At 68.7% G+C, this 16,951-nt stretch carries 17 protein-coding genes and 1 tRNA gene; 8 read left to right on the top strand and 10 right to left on the bottom strand.

Annotated features, from left to right (window positions below; genetic code table 11):
• Nucleotides 1-7: 7 nt before the first annotated feature.
• The 3 genes from B7Y43_RS00490 to B7Y43_RS00480 form a co-directional block, all read right to left on the bottom strand.
• A complete protein-coding gene (locus tag B7Y43_RS00490) occupies nucleotides 8-802 on the bottom strand; it encodes an exodeoxyribonuclease III (protein WP_374129648.1) in 795 nt (264 codons plus the stop codon).
• Between the two features lie 206 nt (nucleotides 803-1,008).
• Nucleotides 1,009-1,623 (bottom strand): outer membrane lipoprotein carrier protein LolA, encoded by a 615-nt coding sequence (locus B7Y43_RS00485; RefSeq protein WP_374129647.1) that lies wholly within the window; start codon nucleotides 1,621-1,623, stop codon nucleotides 1,009-1,011.
• Between the two features lie 98 nt (nucleotides 1,624-1,721).
• A complete protein-coding gene (locus B7Y43_RS00480; RefSeq protein WP_374129646.1) occupies nucleotides 1,722-4,016 on the bottom strand; it encodes a DNA translocase FtsK in 2,295 nt (764 codons plus the stop codon).
• Nucleotides 4,017-4,130: 114 nt separating this feature from the next.
• Here B7Y43_RS00480 and B7Y43_RS00475 point away from each other — a divergent pair, with 114 nt between their 5' ends.
• Nucleotides 4,131-5,363 carry a UbiH/UbiF/VisC/COQ6 family ubiquinone biosynthesis hydroxylase gene (locus B7Y43_RS00475; protein WP_374129645.1) on the top strand — a complete coding sequence of 411 codons (1,233 nt, stop codon included), beginning with the start codon at nucleotides 4,131-4,133 and terminating at the stop codon, nucleotides 5,361-5,363.
• Here B7Y43_RS00475 and B7Y43_RS00470 read toward each other — a convergent pair.
• Genes B7Y43_RS00470 through B7Y43_RS00460 form a run of 3 tightly spaced genes read right to left on the bottom strand, consistent with a single transcriptional unit; the run spans nucleotide 5,360 to nucleotide 7,094 of the window.
• Nucleotides 5,360-5,575: a Trm112 family protein gene (locus tag B7Y43_RS00470; RefSeq protein ID WP_374129644.1), complete on the bottom strand. Its 216-nt coding sequence runs from the start codon at nucleotides 5,573-5,575 to the stop codon at nucleotides 5,360-5,362. The genes B7Y43_RS00475 and B7Y43_RS00470 overlap by 4 nt on opposite strands.
• On the bottom strand, nucleotides 5,572-6,195 hold the full coding sequence (locus B7Y43_RS00465; protein WP_374129643.1) for an LON peptidase substrate-binding domain-containing protein: 624 nt from the start codon (nucleotides 6,193-6,195) through the stop codon (nucleotides 5,572-5,574). The genes B7Y43_RS00470 and B7Y43_RS00465 overlap by 4 nt, the downstream gene beginning before the upstream one ends.
• Nucleotides 6,192-7,094 carry a tetratricopeptide repeat protein gene (locus B7Y43_RS00460; RefSeq protein WP_374129791.1) on the bottom strand — a complete coding sequence of 301 codons (903 nt, stop codon included), beginning with the start codon at nucleotides 7,092-7,094 and terminating at the stop codon, nucleotides 6,192-6,194. The genes B7Y43_RS00465 and B7Y43_RS00460 overlap by 4 nt, the downstream gene beginning before the upstream one ends.
• Before the next feature lie 197 nt (nucleotides 7,095-7,291).
• On the opposite strand from B7Y43_RS00460, the gene B7Y43_RS00455 reads away from it, so the two are divergent.
• A tRNA-Gly gene (locus tag B7Y43_RS00455) sits at nucleotides 7,292-7,366 on the top strand.
• Between the two features lie 187 nt (nucleotides 7,367-7,553).
• Nucleotides 7,554-8,354 (top strand): DUF72 domain-containing protein, encoded by an 801-nt coding sequence (locus B7Y43_RS00450; RefSeq protein WP_374129642.1) that lies wholly within the window; start codon nucleotides 7,554-7,556, stop codon nucleotides 8,352-8,354.
• 7 nt (nucleotides 8,355-8,361) lie between these two features.
• Here B7Y43_RS00450 and B7Y43_RS00445 read toward each other — a convergent pair whose 3' ends face one another.
• From B7Y43_RS00445 to hemC, 3 genes are read right to left on the bottom strand one after another with little or no spacing between them, the layout of a single operon-like run.
• Nucleotides 8,362-9,219: a hypothetical protein gene (locus B7Y43_RS00445; protein ID WP_374129641.1), complete on the bottom strand. Its 858-nt coding sequence runs from the start codon at nucleotides 9,217-9,219 to the stop codon at nucleotides 8,362-8,364.
• 30 nt (nucleotides 9,220-9,249) lie between these two features.
• Nucleotides 9,250-9,924 (bottom strand): uroporphyrinogen-III synthase, encoded by a 675-nt coding sequence (locus B7Y43_RS00440; protein WP_374129640.1) that lies wholly within the window; start codon nucleotides 9,922-9,924, stop codon nucleotides 9,250-9,252.
• Nucleotides 9,921-10,835, bottom strand: coding sequence for a hydroxymethylbilane synthase (hemC, locus tag B7Y43_RS00435; RefSeq protein ID WP_374129639.1), 915 nt, complete (start codon nucleotides 10,833-10,835; stop codon nucleotides 9,921-9,923). Before hemC ends, B7Y43_RS00440 begins: the two co-directional genes overlap by 4 nt.
• Nucleotides 10,836-10,875: 40 nt before the next feature.
• On the opposite strand from hemC, the gene tsaD reads away from it, so the two are divergent.
• Nucleotides 10,876-11,910 (top strand): tRNA (adenosine(37)-N6)-threonylcarbamoyltransferase complex transferase subunit TsaD, encoded by a 1,035-nt coding sequence (tsaD, locus tag B7Y43_RS00430; RefSeq protein WP_374129638.1) that lies wholly within the window; start codon nucleotides 10,876-10,878, stop codon nucleotides 11,908-11,910.
• A 10-nt stretch (nucleotides 11,911-11,920) separates the two neighbouring features.
• A complete protein-coding gene (locus B7Y43_RS00425; protein WP_374129637.1) occupies nucleotides 11,921-12,901 on the top strand; it encodes an NAD(P)H-dependent glycerol-3-phosphate dehydrogenase in 981 nt (326 codons plus the stop codon).
• 50 nt (nucleotides 12,902-12,951) lie between these two features.
• Here B7Y43_RS00425 and B7Y43_RS00420 read toward each other — a convergent pair whose 3' ends face one another.
• On the bottom strand, nucleotides 12,952-13,119 hold the full coding sequence (locus B7Y43_RS00420) for a DUF1674 domain-containing protein (protein ID WP_374129636.1): 168 nt from the start codon (nucleotides 13,117-13,119) through the stop codon (nucleotides 12,952-12,954).
• Between the two features lie 48 nt (nucleotides 13,120-13,167).
• On the opposite strand from B7Y43_RS00420, the gene B7Y43_RS00415 reads away from it, so the two are divergent.
• The 3 genes from B7Y43_RS00415 to B7Y43_RS00405 all read left to right on the top strand — a co-directional run bounded on the left by B7Y43_RS00415 (nucleotide 13,168) and on the right by B7Y43_RS00405 (nucleotide 16,949).
• Nucleotides 13,168-14,481 carry an RsmB/NOP family class I SAM-dependent RNA methyltransferase gene (locus tag B7Y43_RS00415; protein ID WP_374129635.1) on the top strand — a complete coding sequence of 438 codons (1,314 nt, stop codon included), beginning with the start codon at nucleotides 13,168-13,170 and terminating at the stop codon, nucleotides 14,479-14,481.
• A 72-nt stretch (nucleotides 14,482-14,553) separates the two neighbouring features.
• Nucleotides 14,554-15,216 carry a ribulose-phosphate 3-epimerase gene (rpe, locus tag B7Y43_RS00410; protein ID WP_374129634.1) on the top strand — a complete coding sequence of 221 codons (663 nt, stop codon included), beginning with the start codon at nucleotides 14,554-14,556 and terminating at the stop codon, nucleotides 15,214-15,216.
• On the top strand, nucleotides 15,213-16,949 hold the full coding sequence (locus tag B7Y43_RS00405) for a heparinase II/III family protein (protein WP_374129633.1): 1,737 nt from the start codon (nucleotides 15,213-15,215) through the stop codon (nucleotides 16,947-16,949). The genes rpe and B7Y43_RS00405 overlap by 4 nt, the downstream gene beginning before the upstream one ends.
• Nucleotides 16,950-16,951 lie beyond the last annotated feature (2 nt).

Below are 16,951 nucleotides of genomic sequence, written 5' to 3'. Positions count from 1 at the left end.
GCGCGCCTCACAGCGCGAATTCGGTCATGATCGGCACGTGATCGGAGGGCTTCTCCCAGCTTCGGCACGATTCGAAGACATAATGCGCGGTCGCCGCGGCTGCGACGTCGGCGGTGGCCCACATATGGTCGAGCCGCCGCCCGCGATCCGACGCCGCCCAGTCCTTCGCGCGGTAGCTCCACCAGGTATAGAGCCGCTCGGGGGCGGGGACGAAGCGGCGCCCGAGATCGACCCAGGCGCCCGCCGACCGCATCGCATCGAGTGCCTCGATCTCGACCGGGGTGTGGCTGACGACGTCGACCAACTGCTTGTGGCTCCACACGTCCGATTCGAGTGGCGCGATGTTGAAGTCGCCGACCAGCAGCGTCGGTCCGTCGAGCGCCTCGGACCAGCGCGTCATCCGCTCGACGAAATCGAGCTTCTGGCCGAATTTGGGGTTCACCTCGCGATCGGGCACGTCGCCGCCGGCAGGGACATAGACGTTTTCGAGCCGCAGGCCATTGTCGAGGCGAACGCCGACATGCCGCGCCTCGCGGTTCGCCTGCCAATCGAGCCGGTCGTCTTCGCGCAGCGGCAGGCGGCTGACGATCGCGACGCCGTGATGCATGCGCTGGCCGTGGAGGATGATGTGCCGATAACCGAGCGCGCGAAAGTTCGCTGTGGGGAAATCGCCGTCGATCACCTTGGTTTCCTGAAGGCAAAGCACATCGGGCGCATGATCGCGCAGGAAGCGCTCAACGATGCCGATGCGGAATCGTACCGAGTTGATGTTCCACGAGGCAATCTTGATCGTTTCGGCCATGCGGCGATGTAGTCTCGCAGAAGGCCCCGCGCCAGTCCGACAGATATGGAAAGGCCCTCGTCCCGGGGGCATGGAACGAGGGCCGACCTAGCGTTCGTCACGCAGGCAGAATGCGGATTGGACGGGGCAACAGGGGGAAAATCCCCGTGATCCGCATTCGCCTAATCCTTTTATCGAGCCAATCCTGTCGCCAATATGAATGAACATCAGTTCCGATGCGAATTTGGTCGCGGCTCGTTGAATCGAAACATTTGCTCGCCGACCGGCCGGTTGAAGACCTGATTCGACAACCGCACGGTCGTGCGGTTGTTCTGGGCATCGAGCGCGACCCAGCCCTGCATCATCAGCCCGCCCGGCGCCCCTTCATTACGCGCGAAAACCAAGGTGATTCGGCCATATTCCGGGTGCTTGGAGTCGGCTGCCTCGACCGAGAGGATGCGGGGGTCAAAGCTGGGGACCACCTTGGCGAACCGGGTCGCGTCCTTGCCGGGATCGAGCAGCACGCCGAGCGGCGAGTTGCCGATCGGCCAGCGTTGCTTCTGCCCGACCGAGTAATCCAGAAACCACAAAGACTTGCCGTCTCCGACGATCAGGATCGGCACCCCCTTTTGATATTGGAAGCGGATCTTGCCGGGCTTCTTGAGCGTCAGGACGCCGGTCAGTGTCTTGCCGTTGCGATCGGTCTGGCTGAAGTCCGCGGTCATGCTTTCCACCGCACGCAGATGCGCCTGGACGAGCGCGAGATCGCCGCTGGCGGGTGCCGCCAGCGCGACGGGTGCCGCGAGCAGCAGGGGCAACAGAAACAGGGACCGGGCCGTCACGGCGCATTCTCCAGAAAAAACAGGGGGCTGAGCATTCTCGCCGACGGGCATTGAACACGGCGTGAACCGTGGGGCAGTCCGGTCGCCAGAGGCGGCGACTAGAGCGGGCGCCCTTCCTGGTCCATCAGCACTTCGCGGCGGCCGACATGATCGGGGCGCGACACGAGGCCGTCCTTTTCCATCCGCTCGATAAGGCGCGCGGCGCTGTTATAGCCGATCCGCAACTGGCGCTGGAGCCAGGAGGTCGACGCCTTCTGGCTTTCGGCGACGAGCTGGCGGGCGTTGCGATATTGCTGGTCCTCGGCCGAATCCTCGCCATCTGGCGCGCCGTCGAGCGCGAAACCGTCTTCGGGCTCTTCGGTGACCGACTGGATATAATCGGGCGACCCCTGCGATCGCCAGTGATTCGCGACCGCCTGGACCTCATCGTCGCTGACGAAGGGGCCATGCACGCGTGCGATCTGCTTGCCGCCGGGCATATAGAGCATGTCACCGCGCCCGAGCAGCTGTTCGGCGCCCTGCTCGCCGAGGATGGTGCGCGAATCGATCTTCGAGGTGACGTGGAAGCTGATTCGCGTCGGCAGATTGGCCTTGATCACCCCGGTAATGACGTCGACCGACGGGCGCTGGGTCGCCATGATCAGATGGATGCCCGCCGCGCGCGCCTTTTGCGCGAGGCGCTGGATCAGGAATTCGACTTCCTTGCCCGCCGTCATCATCAGATCGGCGAGCTCGTCGACGATGATCACGATCTGCGGCAGCGGCTGGAAATCGAGCTGCTCTTCTTCGTAGATCGGCTGGCCGGTGGCCGGATCATAGCCGGTCTGGACCTTGCGCCCGAGCGGCTGACCCTTGGCCTTGGCGGCGCGGACCTTGTCGTTGAACGAGGCGAGGCTGCGGACGTTGACCGAGGCGAGCATCCGGTAGCGGTCCTCCATCTGCTCGACCGCCCATTTGAGCGCGCGCACGGCTTTGCCCGGTTCGGTGACGACGGGGGCGAGCAAATGCGGAATATCGGCGTACATCGACAGTTCGAGCATCTTGGGATCGATCATGATCATCCGGCACTGATCGGGGGTGAGCCGATAGAGCAAAGACAGGATCATGCAGTTGAGCCCGACCGATTTGCCCGAGCCGGTGGTGCCCGCGACGAGCAGATGCGGCATCGGCGCGAGATCGGCGATCACCGGATCGCCGGCGATGTTCTTGCCGAGGATGATCGGCAGCTGGCACGATTGATCCTCGAAGCTCTGGCTGCCGACGAGTTCGTGCAGGTTGACCGTCTCGCGCTTGGCGTTGGGCAATTCGATGCCGATCACGCTGCGCCCAGGAATCGTCGCGACCCGCGCCGAAATGGCGGACATGTTGCGGGCGATATCGTCGGCGAGCTGGATCACCCGGCTTGCCTTGATCCCACTCGCCGGCTCGAGTTCGTACATCGTCACCACCGGGCCGGGCCGCACCTCGGTGATCACCCCCTTGACGTGAAAATCGTCGAGCACCGATTCGAGCAGCCGGGCGTTGCGCTCCAGCGCGGCCTTGTCGATTACGGGATTGCCGCTCTTGGGCGCCGGCTTGAGCAGGTCGAGCGGCGGCAACCGATAGCTGTCGCGCAGATCGAGCGAGGTCTGCTTGGCTTTGGGCTTGGCGGTTGACGGCGCCACGGCGCGATCGGCGATCACCGGGCCGGGGCGCGCATCGGGGGCGGCAATCGCGCGCGGCGCGGGCTTGCGCGCGGGCGGCTCGGCGCGCTCGACGATATCGTCGATCTCGGTCGAGTCGGAGGACCGAGACGGCCGCCGCAGCTGCCACTGGCGCTCGCCAAGATCGATTTCGTAACTCAGCCCGTACAGCACGACACCGCCGATCCCCGCCAGCGCACCGACGACGCGCTGGGTCCACAGGATCGCGACCGGATCGCCGATCTGGCGGATCCCCCAGCGCAGCAGATCGGCAACCGTCAGGCCGACGACCCCGCCGTAGCCGGCAGGCAGGCTGTTGACCGCCCCCGCCAGTACGAACGCGAGCGCGGTGCCGATCAGGCTCGCGGCGATGATCGCCTTGAGCAGCATCCGCCGCCAATCTCCGAGCGGCACGTCGCGCCACAGCCGACGCGCGAGAAACGGCCCGAACGGGAGCAGCAGCACGACCGGCCAGCCGAGCAGCGCGAGCAGGCCGTCGGCGATCGCTGCCCCCGCGGGGCCGAGCAGGTTGCGCGCCGGGCCGCCCGCCGCCGTGCTGAGCGACGGATCACCCGGATAATAGCTGGCGATCGCCAGCGCGACCGCCACGGTGACCGCGACCAGAGCGGCGGCGCCGATTAGCGCGCCGCTGCGCCGCGCGCCGTGCCGAACGGTCTCGCGCCAAAGGGGCGATTGTGCCTGGCTCGCCATGTCCAAGTCCCTTGCAATGTACGCTGGATGTTCCGGTTGCACCATCGCGCCTCGCGAGTCCGGCGTCAAGCCGGGAGCGTTGGCAGCGGCGCTCGACGGCGCTAGGAAGCGCGCATGGAACAGTCCTTACAACAACGCGCCGACGTCATCATCCTGGGCGGCGGCCTCGTCGGCTGCAGCCTTGCGCTCGCGCTCGACGCGCACGGCCTCACGTCGATCGTCGTCGATCCCGCCGATCCGGCGGTGATGCTCGCCCCCGGCTTCGATGGCCGGGCATCTGCAGTGGCAAGCGCGAGCCACCGTATGCTCGACGCGATCGGGGTCGGCGGCGCGCTGGCCGGCAAGGGCTGCCCGATCGAATCGATTCGGGTGAGCGACGGGCTCGCTCCCGGTGCGCTCGATTTCGCACCCGGTGCCGAGGATGGCGCGCTCGGCACGATGTACGAGAACCGGCTGCTGCGCCAGACGCTGCACCGTGCCGCGAGCGCGGCCGACGGGATCGACCTCAGGATGCAGCGCCGCGCGGGCTCGATCGAACGCGATTCGACCGGCGTCCGTGCGATGCTCGACGATGGCGCGACGATCGCCGCGCCGCTGCTGATCGCGGCCGAGGGGCGCAATTCGCCGATGCGCACGGCCGCTGGGCTGAGGATCGCCCGCTGGTCCTATCACCACAACGCGATCATCACCGCGTTCGAGCACGAACGCCCGCACGAGAATTGCGCGTTCGAAATCTTCTATCCGGCCGGGCCGTTCGCGATCCTGCCGTTGCTGCCGATCGAGGGACGTAACCGGTCGGCGCTGGTGTGGACGGTGAGCGAACGCGAGGCGCCGGGCATGCTCAAATTGTCCGACCGGGGCTTCCTCGGCGAGGCCGAGAAAAGGATGGGCGGGTTTCTCGGAACGCTGAGCAATCTCGCGCCGCGATCGACCTATCCGCTCGGCTTTCATCACGCCGCGACGATCACCGCCGAACGGCTCGCTTTGGTGGGCGATGCGGCGCACGGCATCCATCCGATCGCCGGCCAGGGGCTCAACCTGGGGTTCCGCGACGTCGCGACGCTCGCCGAGATTCTCGTCGAGGGCAAAAGGCTGGGGATGGATCTCGGCGATCCGCAATTGCTCGCCCGCTACGAGCGCTGGCGCGGGCTCGATACGCTGATGGTCGCGGTCGCGACCGACGGGCTTAACCGGCTGTTCGGCATCCCCGGCAAGAGCGCGAGCGCGGTGCGTCGCTTCGGGCTGTCGGCGGTGCAGGCGATCCCGCCGCTCAAGGCGCGCTTCATGGCCGAAGCGCGCGGCGAAAGCGGCGACCTGCCGAAGCTGCTGCAGGGCGAAATGGTTTAGGGCCGGCTGCCGTCGATCGGGCGCGCTTCCTCGATCAGCATCACCGGCACGCCGTCGCGAATCGGATAGGCGAGCCCGGCAGCGTCGGATATCAGCGCCTGAGCCCCTGCATCATAACGCAGTGGCGTGCGGGTCAGCGGGCAGACGAGGATCGACAGCAGCCACGGGTCGAGCCCCAACTCGATGCCCGATTCGGGTGCCGCGGCGCTCATTGCAGCGTGACCGAATCCTCGCCGTCGTGCCGGCCGAAAAACTGCATCAGCTGGACGATCAACTCGGCACGGTCCTCGAGCGTTGCCGATTCGAGCAGCGCCTGTTTCGCCGCGACGTCGAACGGTGCGATCTGCGCGACACCGTTGACGAGCGATTCGTCGTCGAGCCGCGCGACCGCTTCCCAATCGACCGCATAGCCCTGCATGTCGGCGAAGCGCCGCGATTCCATTTCGAGCGCGGCGCGCCCGCTGAGCGACAGCACCTCCTGCTCGGTCGCGGCGGGAAGCAATTCGGCCTCGACCTGGCGGAACGGCGTCGCCACTTCGAGTTCGCGAACGATCCGGAACAGCGACAGGCCTTCGAGCACCAGATTGTAGCGGCCATCGTCGAGCATTTCGAACTGCGCGATCTTGCCGACGCAGCCGATCGAAAAGAGCGGCGGCGGCGATCCGTCGGCACGCGGCTGGACCATGCCGATCCGCCGGTCGCGCGCCATCGCGTCGCTCATCAATGCCTTGTAGCGCTCCTCGAAGATATGCAGCGGCAAATGCATCCGCGGAAACAGCAGCGCGCCGGGGAGCGGGAACACCGACAGCCGGGTGGTGCGGGTCGCCATCATCCGAACAGGATCGCCGACAGGCGCCGGCGCTGCGCCGACACCCAGGGATCTTCCAGCCCGACGACTTCGAACAATTTGAGCAGCCGCGTCCTGGCGGCGCCCTCGTCCCAGCCGCGATCGTCGGCGATCATCGCGAGCAATGTATCGGCAGCCGCATCGCGGTCGCCCGCTGCCATCTGGCCGCCGGCGAGTTCGTAGCGCGCGGCCATGTTTTCGGGGTGCGCGGCGACGGTGGCGGCGAGCCCGGCGAGATCGTCGACCGGCTTGGCCTCGCGCGCGAGCGCCAATGCCGCCCGGGCGCGGGCGATTTCGGGCAGCTTGGTGACGTCTTCGGGCAAGGCGGCGATCGCGGCATCGGCCTCATCGGGCTGGCCCGCCGCGATCAGCGCGCGTATCCGGCCGGAGAGCACCGCCGGATTGTCCGGCGCCATCTCGACGAGCTGATCGAAGATCGTCAGCGCGCGAGCGCCGTCGCCATCGCCCAGCACCTGCTCGGCCATCGCGATCAACGGCTCGATATCGGCGTCGGCTTCGGCGTCGGCGCCCTCGGGCGCGACGGGGAGCTGGCGCAGGATCTGATCGAGCATCGTCTTCAGCTGCGATTCGGTGCGCGCGCTGGTGAGATCGGCGACGAGCTGGCCCTGGAACATCGCATAGACCGTCGGGATCGAGCGGATCTGGAATTGCGACGCGATGAACTGGTTCTTGTCGGTATCGATCTTGGCGAGCACCACGCCCTTGTCGGCATAGGCCGCCGCGACCTTTTCGAGCACCGGAGTCAGCGCCTTGCAGGGGCCGCACCATTCGGCCCAGAAATCGATGATGACGAGACTTGTCATCGACGGCTCGACGACGTCGCGCCGGAAGGCCTCGATCGCTTCGCGCTCGGCGGCGCTCATGCCCAAACTAGCCAAATTCTGCTCCTGTGCCTTGCGGGGCCCTGATGTTGCCCGCCTTATGTGGGCGCTGGGCCGACGAAGCCAACCCTTTTCGACATTGGCAGCGATTGCCGCCGGCAGGGCTTGCGTTCCTCAAGGACCGATGCTAGCAGCCCGCCCTCACCCGGCCCGCAGCGTTTGTGGGCCTCGGCGCCAGAGCGGGCGTAGCTCAGGGGTAGAGCACGACCTTGCCAAGGTCGGGGTCGAGGGTTCGAATCCCTTCGCCCGCTCCAGCCGCCGTCCAAGATTTAGCGAAGCTAAAGCGCAAAGTGACGGCGGCGACGTGACGGCGGCCCTGCCGGCCTCGCCCCGCCGAGGATCGACGTCGCGGCCTCGCAGCGCCGCCCGCTGCCCACCCCTCCTGCCGTCATCGCCAGAAACGGGAAGCCCGATCGCTTTTGGCTTGCTAGCCTTGCCGGCATGACAAACTACCTGATTCGCGTCGGCATCGGCGGCTGGACCTATGAACCGTGGCGCGGGACCTTCTATCCCGACAAATGGCCGCAGAAGCGCGAGCTGGAATATGCCGCGTCGAAGCTGACCGGCATCGAGATCAACGGTACCTATTACAGCAGCTTCAAGCCGGCGAGCTTTGCTGCGTGGGCGGCAGCGGCGCCCGAAGGTTTCGTCTTCAGCCTCAAGGCCTCGCGCTTCTGTACCAATCGCAAGCGGCTCGCCGAGGCCGGCGAGTCGATCGAGCGGTTCGTCGGGCAGGGGATCGTCGCGCTGGGCGACAAGCTCGGGCCGATCCTGTGGCAGTTCATGGCGACCAAGCGCTTCGAGCCCGATGATTTTGGCACGTTCCTGAAGCTGTTGCCGGCGACCAAGGATGGCGTGCGGCTGCGTCACGCGGTGCATGTCCGCCACGAAAGTTTCGCGGTGCCCGAATTCGTGGCAATGGCCCGTGCGGCCGGGGTGGCGATCGTCTTTGCCGATTCGGCGCGATATCCGGCAATCGCCGATGTCTCGGGCGATTTCGTCTATGCGCGGCTCGAAAATGCCGAGGAAGCAATCGCCACCGGCTATGACGACACCGCGCTCGATCGCTGGGCAATCGTCGCGCGCGATTGGTCGGCGGGACGCACGCCCGACGGGCTGCCCTATGCCGCGCCGGACCCCGCGCCGGTGACGCCGCGTGAGACGTTCGTCTTCTTCATCAATGGCGCCAAGGTGCGTGCGCCCGCGGGGGCGATGGCGCTGATCGCGCGGCTGGACGGCTGATCGCGGGTCAGCCGCCAGCGCCATTGCCCATGATCGAGGCGGTCTCGATCGCATCGAGCGCGTGGTGCGCCTCGACATAGCGGCTCGCGGCCGCCATCCAGCGCTCGGCCTGGGGCGCGCCGGGCAGGCGTGCGACCTCGGCGAGCGCGGCTTCGACCTGACGCGCGTCGAGCAAGCGCCTGATCCGCGTCATGCGCTCGGCGGGGCGCGGCGAAGGCGTCCCCTCGCGGTGCACGACGATCAGCCCGGCCACCTCGCGCTGCAGGCTCGCCCACCAGCCGTCCTGGGTCGCGCCGGTGGTGAGATCGGGCGCGATCGTATCGATGCCGAGCCGCAGATCCTCGATCGTCACGGGTTGGCGCGCCGCGCGCAAGATCGCCCTGACGGCGTCGGGCTGGGTCGCCCCGAATCGGCGCCGAAGCTGCCCGTCGAGATAGCCGAGCCCGAGCCCGCGATCGATCGCGCGTCGCGCGGCAAAGGCTATCAGCAGATTTTCGGCGCGGCCGGCGTCGCCCGCCGCGCTGCGCGCCTGCTGGTTGATCGCTGCGGTCCGTGCTTCGAGCGCGCCCAGCTCGGCTGCGAGCGCGACCTGGCGCGCGCTGAGCGTATCGCTGTCGAGCGCGGCCCCGGCCGTACCCGCTTCGGGCGGGGGCTCGAACGCTGCCGAAGGCGGCGCAGAAGCCGATGGCGCGGGTGGATCGAACATCGCCTGCGCCGATGGCGGCAACCAATGCCGATATTGCTGGATGAACAGCGCGGTCACGGCGATGCCGGCGGCAAAGGCGACCACTGCGAGCAGCACGGCGACGCGCCAGCCCGATCGTGGCGCGCCGGTCGCGGTGAAGGGGGTGTGGTCACTGCTCATGCGTCCTTATCCCCGCGCGCGGGCAGCCGGTCAATTGGCGAGCCGCTGCGCCGCAGCGAGCAGCGCCGCGTCGGTCGGGGTGGCTGCAATCGCGACGCTGGCCCAGCCCGCACCGGCGACCGCCGCCACCGCGTCGCTGAGCGTGGCGATGGCGATCGTGGCGCGGGCAATGCCCGACGCATCGAGCAGCGTGCCGAGTTGGTGCGCCGCGCGCGGCGAATGGAGCAGCGCGACGCTGCCGCCGAGCACCGCCAGCGCATCGGGCGCGAGCACGCGGGGCACGCTGCGATAGACGGCAATCGACCGCCCGACCGGGCCGCCCACACGGATCGTCGTTTCGGCCCCGCCCAGATGGAGCGCGCGGGCGATGCCGAGGCCAGCGGCGTGATCGAGCAGCGCGGCGGCATCGCGCGTGCCGGTCGCCATGACGTCAAAACCCGCCGTTCGCGCGGCATCGCCGGTCGCGGCCCCTACGGCGAACACGGGCAGCGAGCGGAACGCGCGCAGACCGGATCCGCCCATGCGCAGCGTATTGGCGCTGGTCAGCAGCAGGGCGTCATGGTCGGTTGCGTCGGGGGGCGTCCAGGGTAGCGCCTCGATCGCGAACAGGGGGAGCGCCACGACGTCGAACCCGATCGCCCGCGCGCGTGCGCAGGTTGTCGCGTTGCCGGGTTCGGGCCGCAGCACGGCGACCCGGCGGCTCACGCCGCGAACAACGCCCGCACCGGGGCCGGCGCGTGCGCGAGCAGATCGCGGGCGAGATCGGCGGCGAACGCGCCGTCGTCGACGGTGCCGTGCGCCTCGCCAGTGACATGCGCACTGCCGTCGCCAGCGAACAACTCTGCACGCAGATGCAGCGTCTGCCCGTCGATGCGGGCGAGCGCCGCCATCGGCGAGTGGCAATCTGCCCCCAGCGCCGCGAGCAGCGCGCGTTCGGCCATGACACAGGCGATCGTCGGACGGTGGCTGATCGCAGCGACCAGTGCCGTCGTCTCGGCGTCCGCCGCGCGCGTCTCGATCCCGACCGCGCCCTGCGCCGGGGCTGGCAGCATGACGTCGATCTCGATCCCGCGCCCGACATCGCGTCGCCCGAGCCGATCGAGCCCCGCCGCAGCGAGCAAGGTCGCGTCGATCTCGCCCGAGGCGACCTTGGCGAGGCGGGTGTCGACGTTGCCGCGCAGCAGCACGATCTTGAGATCAGGGCGAAGACGCAACAGCTGCGCCTGGCGCCGTGGCGAGCTGGTCCCGACGATCGCGCCCTGCCGAAGCGAAGCGATGCTGTCGGGCCCGATGATCCGATCGCGGACGTCGGCGCGCGGCAGCATCGCGCTGATGACGATTTCCGGGGGCCGGATCGTCTCGACATCCTTCATCGAATGGACCGCGAGATCGATGTCGCCGGCGAGGATCGCGCGATCGAGTTCCTTGGTCCAAAGTGCCTTGCCGCCGATCTCCGCGAGCGCGCGGTCTTGGACCTGATCGCCGGTGGTCTTGATCGTGACGATCTCGATATCGGCTTCGACAAGGCCATGCGTGATCACGAGCGCGTCGCGCACCATGCGGGCCTGGGTGAGCGCAAGCGGCGATCCGCGCGTGCCTAAACGGAGTCTGGTCATCGCCGTTGGTGCTAGCGCCGGTTGGCGCTAGAGGGAAGCCATGGCGCTGATCCTGGGCATTGAATCGAGCTGCGACGAAACCGCCGCCGCGCTGGTGACGAGCGACCGTGTCGTCCGGGCGCACCGGCTGGCGGGGCAGGAGGCGGCGCACCGGCCTTATGGCGGGGTCGTGCCCGAAATCGCCGCGCGCGCGCATGTCGAGATATTGGTGCCGCTGATCGAGGCGGCGCTGACCGATGCCGGCGTGACATTGTCGCACGTCGATGCGGTGGCGGCGACGGCGGGGCCCGGGCTGATCGGTGGCGTCATGGTGGGGCTGGTCACCGGCAAGGCGCTCGCGCATGCGGCGGGCAAGCCGCTGATCGCGGTCAATCATCTCGAGGGCCATGCACTGTCGCCGCGGCTGAGCGATCCCGATCTCGATTTCCCCTATCTGCTGCTGCTGGTGTCGGGCGGGCATTGCCAGCTGCTGTTGGTCGAGGGGGTGAACGCCTATCGCCGGTTGGCCACCACGATCGACGATGCGGCGGGCGAGGCGTTCGACAAGACCGCCAAGATTTTGGGGCTGGGTTTTCCCGGCGGCCCGGCGGTCGAGCGCGCAGCGATGCTCGGCGATGCGCGCGCTGTGCCGCTGCCGCGACCATTGCTGGGGACCAGCGAGCCGCATTTCTCCTTTGCTGGCCTCAAAAGCGCGGTGGTGCGCGCGCATGAGAGCGGCAAATACCATGTCGATGACATCGCCGCCTCTTTTCAGCAGGCGGTGGTCGATTGTCTGGTCGATCGCACCAGGCGACAATTGGCGGGCCTGTCGGGGATCAGCGCGCTCGTCGTCGCGGGCGGTGTCGCGGCCAATCAGGCGGTGCGCGGGTCGCTGGTGACGCTCGCGGCGGCCCATGATCTGCGCTTCGTCGCGCCGCCCTTGTGGCTGTGTACCGATAATGCCGCGATGATCGGCTGGGCGGGGGCGGAACGCTTTGCCGCCGGGCTGACCGACCCGCTCGACGTCGCGGCGCGGCCGCGCTGGCCGCTCGACCCGGCGGCGGAGACGGTGCGCGGCGCGGGGGTGAAGGCGTGAGGACCGGCCAATGCGCATAGGGGTCATCGGTGGTGGCGCCTGGGGGACCGCGCTGGCGCAGGTCGCGGCGCATCGCGGCGAACCGGTGCTGCTCTGGGCGCGCGAGGGTGAGGTCGTCGCGGCGATCAATGCAACCCATGAAAATCCGCTATTCCTACCCGGCGTGCCGCTCAGCCATGACGTCACCGCGACCGGCAGCCTGGGGGCGCTCGCAGGATGCACGGCATTGCTCGTGGTGGTGCCCACCCAGCATGTCCGCGGCGTGCTGGCCGAGACGGCGGTTGGCGACACGCCCTTGGTGCTGTGCGCCAAAGGGATCGAGGCGGGCACGCAGATGCTGATCGGCGAGGTCGCGTCGCAGGTGCATCCGCGCGCGCCGATCGCGGTGCTTTCGGGGCCGACCTTCGCGCACGAGGTGGCGGCAGGACTGCCGACCGCGGTGACGCTCGCCTGCGCCGATGCGGCGCTTGGCGCGCGGCTCGCCGAGCGGCTCGCCGGGCCCGCGCTCAGGCCCTATTTGTCGAGCGACGTCGTCGGCGCCGAGATTGGCGGGGCGGTGAAAAACGTCCTCGCGATCGCGTGCGGCGTGGTCGAGGGCGCTGGCCTGGGGCAGAACGCTCGCGCCGCGCTGATCGCGCGCGGCTTTGCCGAGATGACGCGGTTTGGTCTGGCGCGCGGGGGCCGGGCCGAGACGCTGACCGGGCTATCGGGGCTCGGAGATCTGGTGCTGACCTGTTCGTCGACCAGTTCGCGCAATTTTTCGCTTGGGGTGGGGCTCGGGCAGGGCATGGCGGCGGGCGATCTGCTCGCCAATAAGTTGAGCGTCGCGGAAGGGGCGTTCACCGCGCCGGTGCTGCAGGCCGCCGCGCGGGCGGCGGGGGTCGACATGCCGGTGGTCGATGCGGTCTGCGCGCTGCTCGAGGGTGCGCCAGTGGGCGAGGTGGTCGGCGCGCTGCTGGCAAGGCCGCTGCGGGCGGAGAACGGGGTCTAGCCCTCTCCTCGAGGGCGGGCTAGGTCCGGGCAGGACAGTTTGCGCCCCGTTCAAAAATCGATCGCGATACCCTTCAACTCCCAGTCGCCGTAGCGCACCGGATTGAGGCCCAGCGGGTCGTCACCTTCCTTTTCGACCGGCACGGCTTCGGGCTCGGGGACCGGCGGGTTCCTGGAAAGATACTCGGGTGGCTTCACATGCGGCGGGCGCTGGCCCATGGCGGGTCTCCCATTAGCTTTGCCTGAAATCGGGCCTGACAGGAGCCTTTGCAAGTGCGTCCGCCGAAATCGTCCGCCCAACCCGCCGAAAGCGCGCCTGGGGTGCCGGTCCGCCGGGCCGCGCTGCGCGTGCTCGATGCGGTGATCCGGCGGGGGACACCACTCGAACAGGCCTTGGGGCCGGCCTCGCGCGAGATTTCGCGCGGCGACGACCGCGCGCTCGTCCACGCGATCGCGGCGGAGACGCTGCGACGGATGGGCGACCTCGATGCGCTGATCGACTCCGCGACGCAGCGCGCGCTGCCCGATGATGCCAAGGCGCGGATGGCGCTCAGGATCGCGCTCGTTCAGGCGCTCGCGCTGGGCACGCCCGCGCATGCGGCGATCTCGACGGTGCTGCCGCTGGTCGATGGTGGCCCGCGCAAGCTGGTGCACGGCGTGTTCGGGACGCTGATGCGCGGCAATGCCGTGCTCCCGGAACATCCCTCGCTCCCGGTGCCGGTCGCGCTGCGCTGGCAGGCGGCCTGGGGCGACGCCATGGTCGCCGCCGCCGCGCGCGCGCTGGCAGTGCCGCCGGCGCTCGATATCACGCTCGCCGATCCCGCGCAGACCGACGATCTCGCCGCGCGCATGAACGGCGTCAGCCTCATGCCGGGCCATCTCCGCCTGGCCGAGCACGCCGCGATCCCCGATATGGAGGGGTTCGGCGAGGGCAGCTGGTGGGTGCAGGACCTCGCCGCCTCGCTGCCCGCGCGGCTGATCGGGCGGGGCGAGGGGCATGTAATCGATCTGTGCGCCGCGCCGGGGGGCAAGACGCTGCAACTCGCGGCCAGCGGCTGGAAGGTGACGGCGGTCGACAATAATGAAAGTCGTCTGGCGCGACTTCGCGACAATCTCCAGCGGACGCAGCTTCAGGCCAATATCATCACCGCCGATGTGCTCAAATGGGCGCCGCAAGCCCCCGCCGATGCGGTGCTGCTCGACGCGCCGTGCAGCGCGACCGGGATTTTCCGGCGTCACCCCGATGTGCTCCACCGGGTGTTGCCCTCGCAAATCGCCGAGATGGCAACGCTCCAGGCGCAGTTGCTGGCGCGCGCAGCCGATTGGGTGCGGCCGGGCGGGTTGCTGATCTATGCGGTCTGCTCGCTCGAGCCCGCCGAGGGCGAGGGGCAGCTCGAGGCATTCCTTGCCGCCCGCCCCGATTTCGCGATCGATTCGGTGCTGCCCGACGAATTGCCGGAGGGGATGCTCGCCCACCCGCATGGCTGGCTGCGGACGCTGCCGGGGATGCTCGCCGCCCGGGGGAGCGATCGGGGCGGTTGCGACGGGTTCTTCATCGTTCGGATGATGCGAACCGGCTAGGCGTCCCGGATAGGCAGAATTCCGGATGGCGACAATCTTGCGGGTCCGGCGCACTCTGCTACATCCGCCGGCATGCCGCACGCCGTTCGCATCGCGCCCTCGATCCTTTCCGCTGATTTCGCCTGCCTTGGGGAGGAAGTCCGCGCGATCGACGACGCCGGCGCGGACTGGATTCATATCGACGTCATGGACGGGCATTTCGTCCCCAATATCACGATCGGTCCGGCGGTGGTGAAGGCGCTGCGCCCGCACACCGCCAAGCCGTTCGACGTCCATCTGATGATTTCGCCGGTCGACGACTTCCTCGATGCCTTTGCCGAGGCCGGCGCCGACACCATCACCGTCCATCCCGAAGCCGGCCCGCATCTCCATCGCACCCTCCAGCGGATCAAGGCCCTCGGCAAGCGCGCGGGTGTCGTGCTCAATCCGGCCACCCCCGCCAAGATGCTCGATTATGTGCTCGAGGAGGTCGATCTGGTGCTCGTCATGAGCGTCAATCCCGGTTTCGGCGGACAAAGTTTCATCGCCTCGCAGCTCCGCAAGATCGAGGCGATCCGCAAGATGATCGACAAGTTCGGAAAAGCCATCGATCTCGAGGTCGATGGCGGAGTCGATGCGGCGATCGCGCGCCAATGCATCGCCGCGGGCGCCGATGCGCTGGTGGCGGGGACGGCGGCATTCCGGGGCGGGCGCGATCGTTATGCCGCCAACATCGCGGCGCTGCGGGCGGGATGATCGACGAGATCGACCGCGATCCCGCCACCGACGGGATTGCAGAGGGCAAGCGGCTGATCCGGCAGGGAGGCGACAAGGGCCTGTCGCTGTCCGAACGTGTGTCTGAGCGGCTCGATCGGCTCGCGTGGCGGATGCCGCTGCATGGCTTTCGGCTGAAGGGGCGCCATCCGCTCAAGCTGCTGGCGGTGCCCGACGATCCCTTTTTCGGGGATGCCCGGCGTGGTGCCGCGCTGCTCGAGGGCAATCTCAGCCTGCGCGGGGAGACCCGGCCGATCAACGCGCTCGGGCTCGCCAAGCCCGATTTCTCGCGCGGCTTTGCCGAGCATCTCCACAGCTTTGCCTGGCTGCGCGACCTATCGACCGTGGCGACGCGCGCACAGGCGGCGCCGATCGCCGAGGCGATCATGCGCGCCTGGCTCGAGGTCCATGCCGATGTCGTCGCCGAACCGGCGTGGTCGGCCGACCTTTGGGGCCGGCGGATCCTGTTCTGGACCGCGCACGCGCCGCTGATCCTGTCGAGCACCGATCTGGTCTATCGCTCGCGTGTGCTCAACACGATGGCGCGTGGCGCGCGTCATCTCGAGCGCAGCGTCGACAAGCTTAGCCCCGGCGCGCCGCGTGTCGCCGGCTGGTGCGGGGTGATCGCGGCCGGGCTGATGATCCCGGCGGGCGATCTGCGCCGGCGCGCGGGCGAGGCGGGGCTGGCGCGGGCGATCGGCATCACGGTGTTCGGCGATGGCGGCACGGTACAGCGCACCCCGATCGCCCAGCTCGACATCATCATGTTGTTGACGATGCTGCGCGAAACCTATGCCGCGCGGCGGATCGATCCCCCCGAGCTGATCGCCGAGACGCTCGCCCGGCTGGTGCCGGCGTTGCTCGGGGTCTGCCTCGGCGATCGCGGGCTGTCGAGCTGGCAGGGCGGTGGGCCGGTGCCGGCGAGCGTGATCGATCAGGTGATCGAGGCGACCGAGGTGCGTGCCCGCCCGCTGCGCCAGGCGCGCGAATGGGGCTATCAGCGGCTTGCGGGCGGCGACAGCGTGCTGGTCTTCGATGCCGCCCCGCCGCCGGTCGCGCGGCTGGTCGAGGGGGGCTGTGGATCGACCCTGGCGTTCGAACTTTCCGATGGCCCACACCGGTTGATCGTCAATTGTGGCGGGGCGCGCCGTATCGTCGCCCAGGTACCGGCGGCGCTCGCCGAGGGCTTGCGCACCACGGCGGCGCATTCGACGCTGATCGTCGGGGACAGCAACTCGACCGCGATCCATGCCGACGGCACGCTCGGGCGCGGCGTCGGCGAAGTCGAGCTGAGCCGTCAGGAGAGCGAGACGTCGAGCCGTATCGAGGCGAGCCACGACGGTTATGCCCGCCGATTCGGCTTCGTGCATCGCCGCCAGCTGGTGATGTCGAGCGACGGGCGCGACTTGCGTGGTGACGACATGCTGTTGCCGACCGGCAAGAAGCGCAAGCTTGCAACGACCGCCTTCGCCGTCCGCTTCCATCTAGGCCCGGGGGTGGAGGCATCGCCAACCGCCGACGGGCTCGCCGCACTGCTGCGGTTGCCGGGTGGCGGTATGTGGCAGTTCCGGTGCCGCGGCGGAACGCTGGCGATCGAGGACAGCCTTTGGGTCGACGCCGATGGCCGGCCGCAACCGACCCAGCAGCTGGTGATCGTCGGCGAGGCGCCGGCGGGGGGCGCCAATGTCAGCTGGGCCTTGAAGCGCGCGCGCTGAGG

Source organism: Sphingomonas sp. 28-62-20, assembly GCF_002281505.1.
The sequence above is the reverse complement of the archived record's forward strand: the minus strand, read 5'-3'. Positions and strand labels throughout refer to the sequence as shown.

Bases quoted from the DNA above. Each gene is read 5' to 3' on its own strand.
- B7Y43_RS00445 (WP_374129641.1), bottom strand. From the start codon at position 9,219: ATGAGCAGTGACCACACCCCCTTCACCGCGACCGGCGCGCCACGATCG.
- B7Y43_RS00460 (WP_374129791.1), bottom strand. From the start codon at position 7,094: ATGAGCGCCGCCGAGCGCGAAGCGATCGAGGCCTTCCGGCGCGACGTC.
- B7Y43_RS00465 (WP_374129643.1), bottom strand. From the start codon at position 6,195: ATGATGGCGACCCGCACCACCCGGCTGTCGGTGTTCCCGCTCCCCGGC.
- B7Y43_RS00405 (WP_374129633.1), top strand. From the start codon at position 15,213: ATGATCGACGAGATCGACCGCGATCCCGCCACCGACGGGATTGCAGAG.
- B7Y43_RS00420 (WP_374129636.1), bottom strand. From the start codon at position 13,119: ATGGGCCAGCGCCCGCCGCATGTGAAGCCACCCGAGTATCTTTCCAGG.
- rpe (WP_374129634.1), top strand. From the start codon at position 14,554: ATGCCGCACGCCGTTCGCATCGCGCCCTCGATCCTTTCCGCTGATTTC.
- tsaD (WP_374129638.1), top strand. From the start codon at position 10,876: ATGGCGCTGATCCTGGGCATTGAATCGAGCTGCGACGAAACCGCCGCC.
- B7Y43_RS00490 (WP_374129648.1), bottom strand. From the start codon at position 802: ATGGCCGAAACGATCAAGATTGCCTCGTGGAACATCAACTCGGTACGA.
- hemC (WP_374129639.1), bottom strand. From the start codon at position 10,835: ATGACCAGACTCCGTTTAGGCACGCGCGGATCGCCGCTTGCGCTCACC.
- B7Y43_RS00480 (WP_374129646.1), bottom strand. From the start codon at position 4,016: ATGGCGAGCCAGGCACAATCGCCCCTTTGGCGCGAGACCGTTCGGCAC.
- B7Y43_RS00450 (WP_374129642.1), top strand. From the start codon at position 7,554: ATGACAAACTACCTGATTCGCGTCGGCATCGGCGGCTGGACCTATGAA.
- B7Y43_RS00470 (WP_374129644.1), bottom strand. From the start codon at position 5,575: ATGAGCGCCGCGGCACCCGAATCGGGCATCGAGTTGGGGCTCGACCCG.
- B7Y43_RS00475 (WP_374129645.1), top strand. From the start codon at position 4,131: ATGGAACAGTCCTTACAACAACGCGCCGACGTCATCATCCTGGGCGGC.
- B7Y43_RS00425 (WP_374129637.1), top strand. From the start codon at position 11,921: ATGCGCATAGGGGTCATCGGTGGTGGCGCCTGGGGGACCGCGCTGGCG.